Below are 14,781 nucleotides of genomic sequence, written 5' to 3' on the forward strand. Positions count from 1 at the left end.
GATCATGCGGTGCCCTCCGTCGCGGCATCGTCCTCTTCGCCGTATTCGGTGGCGAAGGCCTGGGCATCAAGGCCGCGCATTTCGCGCAGGTAGCGCACCAGCACCGCAACGGAGCCGTGGGTGACCATTACCCGTTCGGCGCCGGTCTGCTCGATGGCCCAGAGCAGGCCTGGCCAGTCGGCATGGTCGGAAAGCACGAAGCCGCGGTCGACGCCGCGCCGACGGCGGGTGCCGCGCAGCATCATCCAGCCGCTGGCGAAGGCGTCGGCATAGTCACCGAAGCGGCGCATCCATGTGCTGCCGCCAGCCGAGGGCGGGGCGAGGATGATGGCCTGCTTCAGGCGCGGATCACCCTTCTTCAGGTCACCGGCATACACGGTCGGCGGCAGGTGGATGCCGCCCTCGCGATAGACCTTGTTCAGCGGCTCTACCGCGCCATGCACGACGATGGTGCCGATGCTTTCATCCAGGCCGTGCAGGATGCGCTGCGCCTTGCCGAAGGCATAGCAGAACAGCACCGAGGCCCGTCCGGCCGCGGCGTTGGCGCGCCACCAGTCGTTGATCTCGCGGAAGACCTCGGTTTGCGCCGGCCACTTGTAGATCGGCAGGCCGAAGGTCGATTCGGTGATGAAGGTATGGCAGCGCACCGGCTCGAACGGCGCGCAGGTGCCGTCCGGCTCGACCTTGTAGTCGCCCGAAGCGACCCAGACTTCGCCCTTGTATTCCAGGCGCACCTGGGCCGAGCCGAGTACATGACCAGCGGGATGAAAGCTGAGCTTTACGCCGTGATGCTCGATGGATTCGCCATAGGCCAGTGTCTGCAGCGGCATATCCGCGGCGATGCGCGAACGCAGGATGCCTTCGCTGTCGCGGGAGGCCAGGTAATGGCCCATCCCCCAGCGTGCGTGGTCGCCATGGGCGTGGGTTATGACGGCGCGATCGACCGGCCGCCAGGGGTCGATATAGAAATCACCGGGCGGGCAATACAGCCCTTCGGGGCGGGCAACGACAAGATCCATGAGTACAGGCGCTTTGCGGGCTTGTAGGTTTGGAGCATGGCGCAGCGCTGCGAGTTCGCCCGATCAGCGCGAGGTGGGCCGAAGCCCACCCTACCGGTTGCTGAAAATGACCGGGCGGCTGTTTGTTGCGGTGGGCTGCGTCAGTCCGCCAGCTTGAGGTGCGATATGTCCGGCGTGGGCCCGTCGACGGCGCGCGGCATCTCGCTCATGTCGCTGCCCACCGGAGCCAGGCTGAATTGCGTGAGGTCCACGCGCGGGGCCTCGGGTTCGGGACGGGCGTCCTGCAGGTCGACGCCAACCGGTGCGATACCGAAGTCCGGCGCCTCGACGTCGCTGAAGGCGGCCATGTATTCATCCCGCGGCGTTACCTTCAGTGCGCCAGGTGTCTCGCCGGGCCGAGCCGTTGCAGGTGCGGTGCTCGCAGGGGTAGCGACAGGCGTGGCGGGTGGTGGCGGCGCCAGCTCGATTTCCTCGACATCCACCGGCATCGGTTTGACCTCGACCTGGGCACCGGCGCGCTCCATGGCCTGGCGGTATTTTTCCACCGCAGCGAAGTCCAGGTTCTGCTTGATCACGATGCGGCGCCCGGAGAACAGCAGCGCGATGCGCTGGGCATCGGCCTGGAACAGCCTGGTCAGGTTGGCTTCGACCTGTTCGAGCTTCGCGCCGGGGAGCAGCTGGCCGGAAAAGGCAATCTCGTAGAGGCTCATGGGTTGCTCCTTGTAGCGCTGGCGGGTGGGGACGGCCATGCCGTCGTCTGGTGAGAAGTTAAACGAGGTGGCGATGATCTGGCAAAGCGCGAAATGCTGCGCTTGTCGGCGTCACAACTTCGCCAGGCATGGCTCAAGGCAGCGGCGCGAAGAGCGCTTCGATGTCCTGCTCGGCCAGCTGCCAGCCGCCTTCACCGCTGCCCTCCAGCACGCCGGCGGCCAGCTCGGCCTTGCGCGCCTGCAGCTCGCGGATACGCTCCTCGACGGTGCCGCGGGTGATCAGACGATAGACGAACACCGGCTTGTCCTGCCCGATGCGATAGGCGCGGTCGGTAGCCTGGTTCTCGGCAGCGGGGTTCCACCAGGGATCGTAATGGATCACCGTGTCGGCGGCCGTCAGGTTCAGTCCGGTGCCGCCGGCCTTCAGGCTGATGAGAAACAGCGGCACTTCGCCGGCCTGGAAGCGTTCGACCGGCGTGCGTCGATCATCGGTCTCGCCGGTCAGCTTGACGTAGGTGATGCCGCGCTTGAGCAGCGCCTGTTCGATCAGAGCCAGCATCGAGGTGAACTGGGAAAACAGCAGCACGCGGCGTCCTTCGCTCATCAGCTCGTCGAGCATGTCCAGCAGGCTGTCCAGCTTGCCCGAGCTGCTGCCGCGAGACGTCGCAACGGCATCGCCCTTGAGCAGGCGCAGATCGCAGCAGACCTGACGCAGCTTGAGCAGCGCCTCGAGGATGACCATCTGGCTGCGCGCCAGGCCCTTGCGCTCGATTTCATCGCGGACCTTGCGGTCCATGGCCAGGCGTAGCGTCTCGTAGCGTTCGCGCTGGGCGGGCGACAGCTCGACCCAGTGGACGAACTCGTTCTTGGCCGGCAGCTCGGTGGCCACCTGTTCCTTGGTGCGGCGCAGCAGGAACGGCCGCAGGCGCGCGCGCAGATGTGCCAGACGGGCCTCGTCGCCATGCTTCTCGATGGGGTTGCGGTAATCCTGGGTGAAGCGCCGCGCATCGCCGAGCCAGCCGGGCATGAGGAAGTGGAGCAGCGACCATAGCTCGCCCAGGTGGTTTTCCAATGGCGTGCCGGTCAGGCACAGCCGTTGCCGGGTCTGCAGTTCGCGCACCGCCTGGGCGGCCTTGCTGGAGGGGTTCTTGATGTGCTGCGCCTCGTCGAGGATGAGCAGATGCAGCGGTTGCTCGCGCAGCACGGCGATGTCGCGTGTCAGCAAGGCGTAGCTGGTCAGCAGCAGGTCGTGATCGGCGATCCCGGCGAAGTGCTTCTGTCGACCACTGCCGGTGAGTGTCAGCACGCGCAGGTGCGGGGCGAAACGGCTGGCTTCGTCCTGCCAGTTGGGGATCAGGCTGGTAGGCATCACCACCAGCGCGGGGCGGTCCAGGCGTCCGGCCTGCTTTTCGGCGAGGATGTGCGCCAGGCTCTGCAGTGTCTTGCCGAGGCCCATGTCATCACCGAGGATGCCGCCGGCGCCCAGTTCGCGCAGGGTCTGCATCCAGGCCAGGCCCTGCAGCTGGTAGGGCCGCAGGGTGGCGTTCAGCGAGGCGGGTGGCTGGCCGGGCTGGGCGCCAGGGCTGTGCAGGCGTCGAGCGAATGCACGCAGCTGCTCGCCCCCGCGCCAGTGCGGCGACAGGCCTTCCAGGCCGGTCAGGCGCGCGCCGTCGGCCTTGCTCAGACGCAGCGCGGGGCCATCCATCGGCTCGCGCATATAGAGTTCGCCCAGCGTCGCCAGGATCGGCTTGATGCGGGAGAAGGGCAGAGCCACCTGCAGCGGTTGCCCGTCGCGTCGCTCCAGCTGCACGCGCAGCTGCTCGTCATCGCCCCGCTGTGCCAGTGCTCGCGGCGTGAGCAGCTGAGGGCTCTGGCGGATCAGGCGCAGGAGCACGGGCAGTATGCCGATGCGCTGGCCATCGACGACGATACCGAGGTCGAGGTCGAACCAGTCGTCCGCCGCGGACTCGTCGATCTCGGCGTACCAGGCGTCGATGGCGGTGAGGTCGTAGGCGAAGCCCGGGTGAATGTCGATCTGCCAGCCCTGGCGACGCAGTTCCGGCAGCTGCTGCTGGACGAATCTGATCCAGGCCTCCTCGCCGGGCAGCTGGAACATCTCCGCCGACTCCTTCGGCAAGGCCAGGCTCTGGCGCAACGCCGGACGGAAGCCCAGCTGCTCCAGTTGCTTGCGCAATGCCTGCTCGGCCTGCGGCTGGCGGGCGATGAGCTGGAGCTCGTCGTCCGCCGGATGGCGAATGCGCTCGCCGTCGCGCTTGCCATGCACGCGCGCTGAGCCATAGAGAAACGCCAGGCCCGCCCGGTGCTGGTATTCGCTGACCATGCGCCGGTTGCTGGGCTGGTAGTTGGTCGCCAGATGGCTGCCCAGGCTGAGCAGCGGCACCGGCGCGAGATCGTCGATCCGCCGCTCTGGGCGCGAAGGCAGTGCTGGGGCCACGGTTCAGGCCCCCGCTGCAGGGATGCGATGCCGCCGCCGGGGGCGCAAAGGCAACAGGCTCATAGCCGTCTGAGCTCGATCAGCAGCCCAAGGCTGTCGTGATCGATGTAGGTCAGCCGGCCGGGTACCAGGCGGACCCGCTGCGTCAGGCGTTCGCTGGCGAGCAGCTGGCCGTACTCGCCGAAGCGGTTGACCCAGAACGTCATGTCCGTCTGCATGTAGCGGCCCGGTCGCAGCTTCAGCGTGCCCTGGATCGGATAGTGTTCGAAGTGGCGCTGGCCCTGGTGAATGGCGATGGCCGGGCCGTCGTCGCTGACCGGCTGCTGCCAGGCGCGGTGCAGCAGCACCTGATAACCCTGCTCCGGGGTCAGTCGGGCGGCGATGTGCTCCAGCGCCGGCTGCCGCTCGGCGCGGCGCTCCAGCGGCCGGGCTTGCCGCGCCCAGTCGTAGGGCGCGTGCTGGCTGGCCTCCAGCGGCGTGGCGTGGCGGAACAGGATTAGCTCGACGCGATACAGCGCCTCGGCGTGCACCTGCGGCGCCAGCCACAATAACAACAGGGCCAGATAGCGACGCGGCATCTAGGAACCTTGCTCGTTGGGCGCCAGCCGCTCAAGCAGCGCTTCCAGGGTGTTGAAGCGCTCCTCGGGACGCTCCATGGGCACCTGGAACTTGAACAGCGTGGCGCCTTCGAACTTGTAGCGGTTCGGCTGGCTCTGGATCAGCTTGATCAGCACCATCGGGTCAACCGAAGTGTCGGCCGAGAACTCGATGCGTCCGCCCTGCGGGCCGGCGTCGATCTTGGTGATGCCCAGCTTTTCGGCCTGCAGCTTGAGCAGGGTCAGGCGCACCAGGTTCTTGGTCGGTTCGGGCAACAGGCCGAAGCGGTCGATCATCTCAACCTGCAGTTCCTTCAGACCGTCCTCGTCGGCGGCGTTGGCGATGCGCTTGTAGAGAATCAGGCGCGCGTGCACGTCCGGCAGATAGTCCTCGGGGATCAATGCCGGCAGGCGCAGGTTGATCTCCGGGCCGCCACCGAGCGGCTGCTCCAGGTTTGGTTGTTCGCCCTTGCGGATGGCCTTGACCGCACGCTCGAGCATTTCCATGTACAGGGTGAAGCCGACGGCCTGGATCTGCCCGCTCTGGCCTTCGCCGAGCAGCTCGCCGGCACCGCGGATTTCCAGGTCGTGGGTGGCCAGGACAAAGCCGGCACCGAGGTCCTGGGCGTTGGCGATGGCTTCCAGACGCTTCTGCGCATCATCGGTCATGGCCTTGCGCGGCGGGGTGAGCAGATAGGCATAGGCCTGGTGATGGCTACGGCCGACGCGGCCGCGCAGCTGGTGCAGCTGGGCCAGGCCGAACTTGTCGGCGCGCTCGATGATGATGGTGTTGGCGCTGGGCACGTCGATGCCGGTTTCGATGATGGTCGAGGCCACCAGCACGTTGAAGCGCTTGTGGTAGAAATCGCTCATCACCTGCTCGAGGTCGCGTTCGCGCATCTGTCCGTGGCCGATGGCGATGCGTGCCTCGGGTACCAGTGCCTGCAGGTCGGCGGCGCACTTCTCGATGGTCTTGACGTCGTTGTGCAGGTAATAGACCTGGCCGCCACGCAGCAGCTCGCGCAGCAGCGCTTCCTTGATGGTCGGGTTGTTGGCCTCCATGACGAAGGTGCGCACCGACAGCCGGCGCGCCGGTGGCGTGGCGATGATCGACAGGTCGCGCATGCCGGCGATGGACATGTTCAACGTGCGCGGAATCGGCGTGGCGGTCAGGGTGAGGATGTCCACCTCGCTGCGCAGCGCCTTGAGCTGCTCCTTCTGGCGCACACCGAAGCGGTGTTCCTCGTCGATGATGACCAGGCCCAGGTTGCTGAACTTGACATCGTCCTGCAGCAGCTTGTGGGTGCCGATGAGGATGTCGATCTTGCCTTCGGCCAACTCGGTGATGGCGTTCTGCACTTCCTTGGCGGACTTGAAACGGCTCATCACCTCGACCCGCACCGGCCAGTCGGCGAAGCGGTCGCGGAAGCTGTTGTAGTGCTGCTGGGCGAGCAGGGTGGTGGGCACCAGCACCGCCACCTGCTTGCCGCCGTGCACGGCAATAAAGGCGGCGCGCATGGCGACTTCGGTCTTGCCGAAGCCGACATCGCCACACACGAGACGGTCCATCGGCTTGGCCGACAACAGGTCCTCGCGCACCGCGTCGATGGCGGCCTGCTGGTCCGGCGTTTCCTCGAAGGGGAACCCGGCGGCGAAGGTTTCGTAGTCGACCTGCGGGTCCTTGAAGGCATAGCCCTGGCGCGCGGCGCGGCGGGCGTAGATGTCGAGCAGTTCTGCAGCCACGTCGCGCACCTGCTCGGCGGCCTTGCGCTTGGCTTTCTGCCAGGTTTCCGAGCCGAGCTTGTGCAGTGGCGCCAGGGCGTCGTCGCTGCCGGTATAGCGGGCGATCAGATGCAGGCTGGCGACCGGCACGTAGAGTTTGGCCTCGTCAGCGTACTGCAGCAGGAGGAATTCCTGCGCCTGGCCTTCGATTTCGAGGGTGACCAGCCCCTGATAGCGGCCGACCCCATGATCGATATGCACCACCGGCGCGCCTTCGCGCAGCTCGGTGAGGTTCTTGATGACGTTGTCGCCGCCGTCGCGACTCTTCTCGCGCCGCCGGCGTTGCATGACGCGCTGGCCGAACAGCGGGCTTTCCGCGACCAGGGCGACTTCGTCCAGCAGCAAGCCTTCGTCGAGCGGGGCGATGGCGATCGCCAGGCGCTCCTCGCTGGCGAGGAACCCGCCCCAGCCTTCGACTTCCTGCGGGCGCAGCTTCAGGCGCGCCAGCAGCTCCAGCAGCACTTCGCGGCGCCCCGCGGATTCGGCGGTGAACAGCACGCGCCCCGGGAAACCGTCGAGGAACTGGCGCAGCTTGCCCAATGGCTCGCTGGCCTTGGATTCGATCGCCAGTTCCGGCAGGGGCTGCGCAGGGAAGCGCTCGCGGCCGATGCCGGGTTCCACGTCCTGCTGGCTGGCAACCACGCGCGGCCACAGCTTGAGCCGGGCGAAGCAGTCTTCCACCGGCATGAACAGCTCGGCCGGCGGCAGCAGCGGGCGCTCGGGGTCGACGCGGCGCTCCTCGTAGCGATTGCGCACGTCATTCCAGAACTGCTCGGCGGCCTGCTCGATGCCGGGCAGGGAAAACACCTGGCTGTCTTCGGGCAGATAGTCGAAGAGGGTTGCCGTCTCCTCATAGAAAAGCGGCAGGTAGTATTCGATACCGGCGGGCGTGATGCCGGTGGACAGGTCCTGGTAGATCGGGCAGCGACGGAAGTCGACGTCGAAACGCTCGCGGAAACGTGCCCGGAAGCCGGTGACCGCTTCCTTTTTCAGCGGAAATTCCCGGGCTGGCAGCAGACGGATCGACTCCACCATGTCGATGGAGCGCTGATTCTCCGGATCGAAGGTACGCAGGGTTTCGATCTCGTCATCGAACAGGTCGATACGGTAGGGCAGGGCGCTGCCCATGGGGAACAGATCGATCAACGCGCCACGCACGGCGAACTCGCCATGTTCGTAGACCGTGTCCACGCAGCGATAGCCGGCCGCTTCCAGACGCAGGCGCATCTGCTCGACATCCAGCTTCTGCCCAACATCCAACACCAGGCTCGAACCGAGCAGAAAGCGCTTGGGCGCCAGCCTGTGTAGGGCGGTGGTGATCGGCACTACCAGCACGCCATGGCTCAGTTCAGGCAGCTGGTAGAGCGTGGCGATACGCTGGGAAACGATGTCCTGATGCGGCGAGAACAGGTCGTAGGGCAGCGTTTCCCAATCCGGAAAATGCAGAACCGGCAGCTCCGGAGCGAAGAAGGCGAGTTCTTCCTGCAGGCGCTCGGCGCTCTGGCTGTCGGCGGTGAGGAGGAGCGTGAAGCGTTCGGCGTTGTTGGCTGCTTCGGCAATCGCCAGGCTCAGCGCGGCTCCTGGAAGATTGCCCCAGTGTTGCTTGCCGCTGGCGGCAGGCAGAGGGGGAAGGCGCAAGACGGACACGAGTGGGCGTGGCTCCGATCAAAAAATAGGCCGCCGGGATTGTAACTATCGAGGTGCTCGGCTGTCAGTGTTTCGTCCGCTGCAGATTGCCGGCGCTAGGGTGCGCCGTCATAATGTAGCCCCTTTTCTCAGCCCCTACATGTTGGAAGGAACTGCCCGTGACTCAGAAGCCCGACCAGTGTCTTGGTGAATGGATTGACCGCGAAGCCCTCGCCGAAGCGATGATTCCGCTGATTGGTCAGCTGTATCGCAACAACAACGTGGTGACTTCGATCTACGGTCGTGGCCTGATCAACCGTTCGGTGATCGCCATCCTCAAGGCGCACCGTTTCGCCCGTCACCGCATCGCCGACGAAACCGAGCTGTCGGTGCATGACACCTTCCAGATCCTCAAGACCATGAGCGAGATGAACCTCGGCGCCGCCTCGGTCGATCTCGGCAAGCTGGTCGCCAAGTACAAGGATGCCGGCAACGGCCGCAGCCTCGAGCAGTTCGTGCGCGAAGAGCTGGCCGAGGTCGCCGACAAGCGTCACGCTGCTACCGGGCACAAGGGTACTGACGTCGTGCTGTACGGTTTCGGCCGCATCGGCCGCCTGCTGGCGCGCATCCTGATCGAGAAGACCGGTGGTGGCGACGGCCTGCGCCTGCGCGCCATCGTCGTGCGCAAGGGTTCCGACAACGATCTGGTCAAGCGCGCCAGCCTGCTGCGTCGCGACTCGGTGCATGGTCCCTTCGATGGCACCATCACCATCGATGAGGCGAACAACACCATCACCGCCAATGGCAACCTGATCCAGGTGATCTACTCCAACGATCCGGCCTCGGTGGACTACACCCAGTACGGCATCGAGAACGCTCTGCTGGTGGACAACACCGGCAAGTGGCGTGACGCCGAAGGTCTGGGGCAGCACCTCAAGTGTCCGGGCGTCGCTCGTGTGGTGCTCACTGCGCCGGGCAAGGGCGAGCTGAAGAACATCGTGCATGGCATCAATCATGGCGACATCACTGCCGATGACAAGATCATCTCCGCGGCTTCCTGCACCACCAATGCCATCGTGCCGGTGCTCAAGGCGGTGAACGATCAGTACGGCATCGTCAACGGCCACGTCGAAACCGTGCATTCCTACACCAACGACCAGAACCTGATCGACAACTTCCACAAGGGCAGCCGCCGTGGCCGTAGCGCTGCGCTGAACATGGTCATCACCGAGACCGGCGCCGCCACTGCAGCTGCCAAGGCGCTGCCGGTGCTCAAGGGCAAGCTGACCGGCAACGCGATCCGCGTGCCGACGCCGAACGTTTCGATGGCCATCCTCAACCTGAACCTGGAGAAGGCCACCAGCCGCGACGAGATCAACGAGTACCTGCGCCAGATGGCCATGCACTCTGACCTGCAGAAGCAGATCGATTTCGTCAACTCGCAGGAAGTTGTATCCACTGATTTCGTTGGTTCTCGCCATGCCGGCGTGGTGGACGCCGAGGCGACCATCTGCAATGACAATCGCGTCGTGCTGTACGTCTGGTACGACAACGAATTCGGTTACAGCTGCCAGGTGGTACGTGTGATGGAAGACATGGCAGGGGTCAACCCGCCGGCCTTCCCGCGCTAAGCGTCGCGGCGGCAAGCAGAAACGGGAGCCCTGGCTCCCGTTTCGCGTTTCTGGCGCACCGGTTCGAGCGTAAATCCTGCGAGGTTGAGCGGTCGGTGATCAGGGGCCGGGTGCGGTCGGGATAATTTTGCTTCTCTTGTCTCGAGTCAAAAATCCGCAATGCCTGGGTGGTCAGTCAAGGCATACGACCTCTATAATCGGGCGGATTTTTTACCTGGGTCCGCGACATGGTGTCGCGCCAATAACGTATTGGTGCGCGCAGTGCAATCCTACTTTGCGCCATGCCGCCGGGCCTGCCAAAAAAAGCTTTCTAAAATCAGTGGTTAGGCAAACCGATGATCAATATAAAACGAGGGCTTGACTTGCCCATAGTCGGCGCGCCGACGCAGCGTATCGAGGCCGGAAGGCCCGTACGCAGCGTCGCCGTCATCGGCTTCGACTATCCGACCATGAAGCCCACCATGGCTGTGCAGGTCGGTGATCGGGTCAAGCTGGGGCAGATCCTTTTTTCCGACAAGAAGTCCGAAGGCGTTCACTACACGGCGCCCGGTGCTGGCGTCGTCAGTGCAGTGCACCGCGGTGAAAAGCGCGTGCTGCAGTCGGTGGTTATCGACCTCGAGGGCGATGACGAAATCACCTTCGCGAGCTACTCGTCCGACCAGCTGGAAGGCCTGAGCAGCGAACAGGTGCGCGAGAACCTGCAGCAGTCCGGCCTGTGGACCGCACTGCGCACGCGTCCGTTCAGCAAGGTGCCGGCGGTCGATGCGGTGCCTAACTCCATCTTCGTGACAGCCATCGATACGCATCCCTTGGCGGCCGATCCTGCGGTGATCATCGCCGAACAGGCAGAAGCCTTCGAGGCAGGCCTCAAGGTGCTCGGCAACCTGGCCAAGGTGTTCCTGTGCAAGGCCCCAGACGCGTCGCTGCCCGGCGAATCCCTGGCCAAGGTGCAGGTCGAGGCCTTCAGCGGCCCGCATCCGGCGGGTCTGGCAGGTACCCATATCCATTTCCTTGATCCGGTGAGTGCAAGCAAGAGCGTCTGGACCATCGGTTATCAGGACGTGATCGCCGTCGGCAAGCTGTTCACCAGCGGACGCCTGTGGGTCGAGCGCGTCGTCGCTCTGGGCGGCCCGGTCGTCGAGAATCCTCGCCTGGTTCGCACCCGCCTCGGTGCTAACCTCGACGAGCTGACTGCCGGCGAACTGCAGCCTGGCGCCAATCGCGTCGTATCCGGCTCGTTGTTGGGCGGCCGTACCGCCCATGGCGCGTTCGCCTATCTCGGTCGCTACCACCAGCAGGTGTCGTGCCTGCGCGAGGGCAAGGAGCGCGAGATGCTGCACTACATGCGTGCCGGCGTGGAGAAGCACTCCATCCTCAACATCTATATCTCCAAGCTGATGGGCGGCAAGAAGTTCGCGTTCTCCACATCCACCAACGGCAGTCCGCGCGCCATGGTGCCGGTGGGCAACTACGAGGAGGTCATGCCTCTGGACGTGCTGCCGACCCAGCTGCTGCGTGCCTTGATCGTGGGCGACACCGAGGTGGCGCAAAAGCTTGGCTGCCTTGAGCTGGATGAAGAAGATCTGGCGCTGTGCACCTACGTCTGTGCCGGCAAGTACGAATACGGCCCGATCCTGCGGGACAATCTGACCCGCATCGAGAAGGAGGGTTAAGGCATGGGCATTCGCGCATTCCTCGACAAGATCGAGCATCACTTCGAAAAAGGCGGCAAGTACGAAAAGTGGTATGCACTGTACGAAGCGGCCGACACCTTCCTCTATCGTCCCGGTAGCGTCACCAAGACCACCGCTCACGTGCGCGACGGCATCGACCTCAAGCGCATGATGATCACCGTCTGGCTGTGCACCTTCCCGGCGATGTTCTTCGGCATGTGGAACACCGGCTACCAGGCCAACCTGATCTATGCGCAAAGCCCCGACCTGCTGGCTGCCCAGGAAGGCTGGCGTTTTGCGCTGATCGGTGCTTTTGCCGGCTTCGATCCCAACAGCCTGTGGGACAACTTCATCCAGGGCGCGGCCTACTTCCTGCCCATCTACGCGGTGACATTCATCGTCGGTGGCTTCTGGGAAGTGCTGTTCGCCTCGATCCGCAAGCATGAAGTCAACGAAGGTTTCTTCGTGACCTCCGTGCTGTTCGCCCTGATCCTGCCGCCGACCATCCCGCTGTGGCAGGTCGCGCTGGGCATCAGCTTCGGCGTGGTGATCGGCAAGGAAATCTTCGGCGGTACCGGCAAGAACTTCCTCAACCCGGCGCTGACCGCGCGGGCCTTCCTGTTCTTCGCCTATCCGGCACAGATGTCCGGTGATGCAGTGTGGACCGCGGTCGATGGCTATGCCGGTGCAACCGCGCTGAGCCTGGGCTTCGCAGGTGGCATCGAGAATGTGATCAGCAGCGGCATCACCTGGATGGACGCCTTCGTCGGCACCATTCACGGCTCGATCGGTGAAACCAGCACCCTGGCCATCTTCATCGGCGGCGTCGTCCTGATCGGCAGCAAGATTGCCTCCTGGCGCATCGTCACCGGTGTGATGCTGGGCATGATTGCGCTGAGCACGCTGTTCAACCTGATCGGCTCCGAGACCAACCCGCTGTTCGGCATGCCCTGGTACTGGCACATGGTCGTCGGTGGCTTCGCCTTCGGCATGATCTTCATGGCGACCGACCCGGTGTCGGCCTCCATGACCAATACCGGCAAGTGGGTGTTCGGCATCCTCATCGGCGTCATGGTCGTGCTGATCCGCGTGGTCAACCCCGCCTTCCCGGAAGGCATGATGCTGGCGATCCTGTTCGCCAACCTGTGTGCGCCGCTGATTGACCATTTCGTCATTCAGGCCAATATCAAGCGGAGGCTGGCACGTAATGTCTAGTCAGAAAGAATCCACCGTTCGCACGCTGACGGTAGCCCTGTTGGTCTGCCTGGTGTGCTCCATCTTCGTGGCCGGTGCCGCCGTGGCATTACGTCCGACCCAGCAGGAAAACCGCCTGCTGGACAAACAGCGCAGCATCCTGGCCATTGCCGGCCTGGGTGAGGCCGGCATGTCCGCGAACAAGGTCAAGCAGCTGTTCAACGAGCGTATCGTTGCGCGTCTGGTCGATCTGGAAACCGGCAAGTTCAGCGACGAGTTCGACGCCAAGACCTTCGATCCGCTGGTCGCGGCCAAGGACCCTGCGCTGTCCAAGGCCCTGCCAGGCGAGCAGGACATCGCCTCGATCAAGCGTCGTGAGCGTTACAGCACTGTCTATATCGTCGAAGGCCAGGGCGAAGGCGAGATCGATACGCTGATCCTGCCAGTGCGCGGTTACGGCCTGTGGTCCACCCTCTATGGCTTCATGGCCGTCAAGGGTGATCTGGATACCGTGGCGGGCTTCGGCTTCTATCAGCACGGCGAAACACCCGGCCTAGGTGGTGAGGTCGACAATCCGAAGTGGCGCGGCCAGTGGCCGGGCAAGGAACTGTTCGATGACAACGGCAAGCTGGCCGTACAGATCGTCAAGGGCGGGGTCGACCCGCAGAGCCCGCGTGCCAATCATCAGGTCGACGGCCTGGCCGGCGCGACCCTGACCAGCAACGGTGTCAACAGCCTGTTGCGGTTCTGGCTGGGCGAGAACGGCTTCGGTCCATTTATCGCTAATCTGCGCGCTGGGGAGGCTTGATCATGTCGCAACCCACTGTGAAAGAAGTACTGCTCAACCCGATCTTCAACAACAACCCCATTGGCCTGCAGATCCTCGGGATCTGTTCGGCACTGGCGGTGACCTCCAACCTCAACACCGCGTTGGTCATGTCGGTGGCGCTGACCCTGGTCTGTGCCTTCTCGAACCTGTTCATCTCGATGATCCGCAGCCAGATCCCGAACTCGATCCGCATGATCGTGCAGATGGTGATCATCGCCTCGCTGGTTATCCTGGTTGACCAGGTGCTCAAGGCCTATGCCTTCTCGCTGTCCAAGCAGCTGTCGGTGTTCGTTGGCCTGATCATCACCAACTGCATCGTGATGGGGCGTGCCGAAGCCTTCGCCATGCAGAACCCCCCGCTGCTGTCGTTCTTCGACGGTATCGGCAACGGCCTGGGCTACAGCGCCATGCTGATCGCGCTCGGCATCGTTCGCGAACTGTTCGGAGCTGGCAAGCTGATGGGTTACACCATTATTCCAGTTGTGAACGACGGTGGTTGGTATCAGCCCAACGGCTTGCTGCTGCTGCCACCTTCGGCGTTCTTCCTGATCGGTCTGTTCATCTGGGGCATTCGCACCTGGAAGAAGGAACAGGTCGAGAAGCCTGCCTTCAAGATGGCGCCGCAAGTCTCGAACAAGGAGGCTTACTAATGGAGCACTACATCAGCTTGTTCGTCCGTGCGGTGTTCATCGAGAACATGGCGCTGGCGTTCTTCCTCGGCATGTGTACCTTCATCGCGATTTCCAAAAAGGTGGAAACCGCAATCGGCCTGGGTATCGCGGTCATCGTGGTGCAGGCCATTACCGTGCCTGCCAACAACCTGATCTACACCTACCTGCTGAAAGCCGGTGCGTTGTCTTGGGCAGGATTGCCAGATGTGGACCTGAGCTTTCTCGGTCTGCTCAGCTATATCGGCGTGATCGCGGCCATTGTGCAAATCTTGGAAATGCTGCTGGATAAGTACGTACCCAGCCTGTACAACGCGCTGGGCGTATTCCTGCCGCTGATCACCGTGAACTGCGCCATCATGGGCGGCACTTTGTTCATGGTCGAGCGTGACTACAACCTGGGCGAGAGTGTCGTCTACGGGTTCGGCTCCGGCGCATCCTGGGCGCTGGCCATCGCCTTGCTGGCAGGCATCCGCGAGAAGCTGAAGTACAGCGATGTACCGGACGGACTGCAGGGGCTTGGCATCACCTTCATCACCATCGGACTGATGTCGCTGGGCTTCATGTCTTTCTCTGGCGTACAGCTGTAAGGACGGGA

The 14,781-nt window shown here is 63.9% G+C and carries 11 protein-coding genes; 6 read left to right on the forward strand and 5 right to left on the reverse strand.

Going from position 1 to position 14,781, the window contains the following annotated elements:
- Nucleotides 1-2 precede the first annotated feature (2 nt).
- From P5703_RS06680 to mfd, 5 genes are all read right to left on the reverse strand, one after another.
- The gene (locus tag P5703_RS06680; protein ID WP_234493476.1) at nucleotides 3-1,019 is read right to left on the reverse strand and encodes a ligase-associated DNA damage response exonuclease; all 1,017 of its coding nucleotides are present in this window, start codon (nucleotides 1,017-1,019) and stop codon (nucleotides 3-5) included.
- Nucleotides 1,020-1,159: 140 nt separating this feature from the next.
- A complete protein-coding gene (locus tag P5703_RS06685) occupies nucleotides 1,160-1,729 on the reverse strand; it encodes a hypothetical protein (protein ID WP_279643927.1) in 570 nt (189 codons plus the stop codon).
- 133 nt (nucleotides 1,730-1,862) lie between these two features.
- Nucleotides 1,863-4,184, reverse strand: a complete 2,322-nt coding sequence (locus P5703_RS06690; RefSeq protein WP_014597118.1) for a DEAD/DEAH box helicase — start codon at nucleotides 4,182-4,184, stop codon at nucleotides 1,863-1,865.
- Nucleotides 4,185-4,243: 59 nt separating this feature from the next.
- A complete protein-coding gene (locus P5703_RS06695) occupies nucleotides 4,244-4,762 on the reverse strand; it encodes a peptidoglycan binding protein CsiV (RefSeq protein ID WP_014597117.1) in 519 nt (172 codons plus the stop codon).
- On the reverse strand, nucleotides 4,763-8,209 hold the full coding sequence (gene mfd, locus P5703_RS06700) for a transcription-repair coupling factor (RefSeq protein ID WP_285585919.1): 3,447 nt from the start codon (nucleotides 8,207-8,209) through the stop codon (nucleotides 4,763-4,765).
- A 158-nt stretch (nucleotides 8,210-8,367) separates the two neighbouring features.
- Here mfd and P5703_RS06705 point away from each other — a divergent pair, with 158 nt between their 5' ends.
- From P5703_RS06705 to nqrE, 6 genes are all read left to right on the forward strand, one after another.
- The gene (locus P5703_RS06705) at nucleotides 8,368-9,819 is read left to right on the forward strand and encodes a glyceraldehyde-3-phosphate dehydrogenase (RefSeq protein WP_011913763.1); all 1,452 of its coding nucleotides are present in this window, start codon (nucleotides 8,368-8,370) and stop codon (nucleotides 9,817-9,819) included.
- A 335-nt stretch (nucleotides 9,820-10,154) separates the two neighbouring features.
- Complete coding sequence (locus P5703_RS06710) at nucleotides 10,155-11,492, forward strand: Na(+)-translocating NADH-quinone reductase subunit A (protein ID WP_017245700.1); 1,338 nt, start codon at nucleotides 10,155-10,157, stop codon at nucleotides 11,490-11,492.
- Nucleotides 11,493-11,495: 3 nt separating this feature from the next.
- Nucleotides 11,496-12,707, forward strand: a complete 1,212-nt coding sequence (locus tag P5703_RS06715) for an NADH:ubiquinone reductase (Na(+)-transporting) subunit B (protein ID WP_019405797.1) — start codon at nucleotides 11,496-11,498, stop codon at nucleotides 12,705-12,707.
- Nucleotides 12,700-13,494 (forward strand): Na(+)-translocating NADH-quinone reductase subunit C, encoded by a 795-nt coding sequence (locus P5703_RS06720; RefSeq protein WP_011913760.1) that lies wholly within the window; start codon nucleotides 12,700-12,702, stop codon nucleotides 13,492-13,494. Before P5703_RS06715 ends, P5703_RS06720 begins: the two co-directional genes overlap by 8 nt.
- Nucleotides 13,491-14,165, forward strand: coding sequence for an NADH:ubiquinone reductase (Na(+)-transporting) subunit D (locus P5703_RS06725; RefSeq protein WP_169917669.1), 675 nt, complete (start codon nucleotides 13,491-13,493; stop codon nucleotides 14,163-14,165). Before P5703_RS06720 ends, P5703_RS06725 begins: the two co-directional genes overlap by 4 nt.
- Entirely contained in the window at nucleotides 14,165-14,773 is a 609-nt protein-coding gene (gene nqrE, locus P5703_RS06730) for an NADH:ubiquinone reductase (Na(+)-transporting) subunit E (protein ID WP_003283709.1), read from the forward strand. The genes P5703_RS06725 and nqrE overlap by 1 nt, the downstream gene beginning before the upstream one ends.
- The last annotated feature ends 8 nt before the right edge of the window (nucleotides 14,774-14,781 follow it).

The organism is Stutzerimonas sp. FeSN7 (assembly GCF_030263795.1).
In the GTDB taxonomy this organism is placed as follows: domain Bacteria; phylum Pseudomonadota; class Gammaproteobacteria; order Pseudomonadales; family Pseudomonadaceae; genus Stutzerimonas; species Stutzerimonas stutzeri.

Bases quoted from the DNA above. Each gene is read 5' to 3' on its own strand.
- P5703_RS06685 (WP_279643927.1), bottom strand. From the start codon at position 1,729: ATGAGCCTCTACGAGATTGCCTTTTCCGGCCAGCTGCTCCCCGGCGCG.
- P5703_RS06720 (WP_011913760.1), top strand. From the start codon at position 12,700: ATGTCTAGTCAGAAAGAATCCACCGTTCGCACGCTGACGGTAGCCCTG.
- nqrE (WP_003283709.1), top strand. From the start codon at position 14,165: ATGGAGCACTACATCAGCTTGTTCGTCCGTGCGGTGTTCATCGAGAAC.
- P5703_RS06680 (WP_234493476.1), bottom strand. From the start codon at position 1,019: ATGGATCTTGTCGTTGCCCGCCCCGAAGGGCTGTATTGCCCGCCCGGT.
- P5703_RS06710 (WP_017245700.1), top strand. From the start codon at position 10,155: ATGATCAATATAAAACGAGGGCTTGACTTGCCCATAGTCGGCGCGCCG.
- P5703_RS06715 (WP_019405797.1), top strand. From the start codon at position 11,496: ATGGGCATTCGCGCATTCCTCGACAAGATCGAGCATCACTTCGAAAAA.
- P5703_RS06695 (WP_014597117.1), bottom strand. From the start codon at position 4,762: ATGCCGCGTCGCTATCTGGCCCTGTTGTTATTGTGGCTGGCGCCGCAG.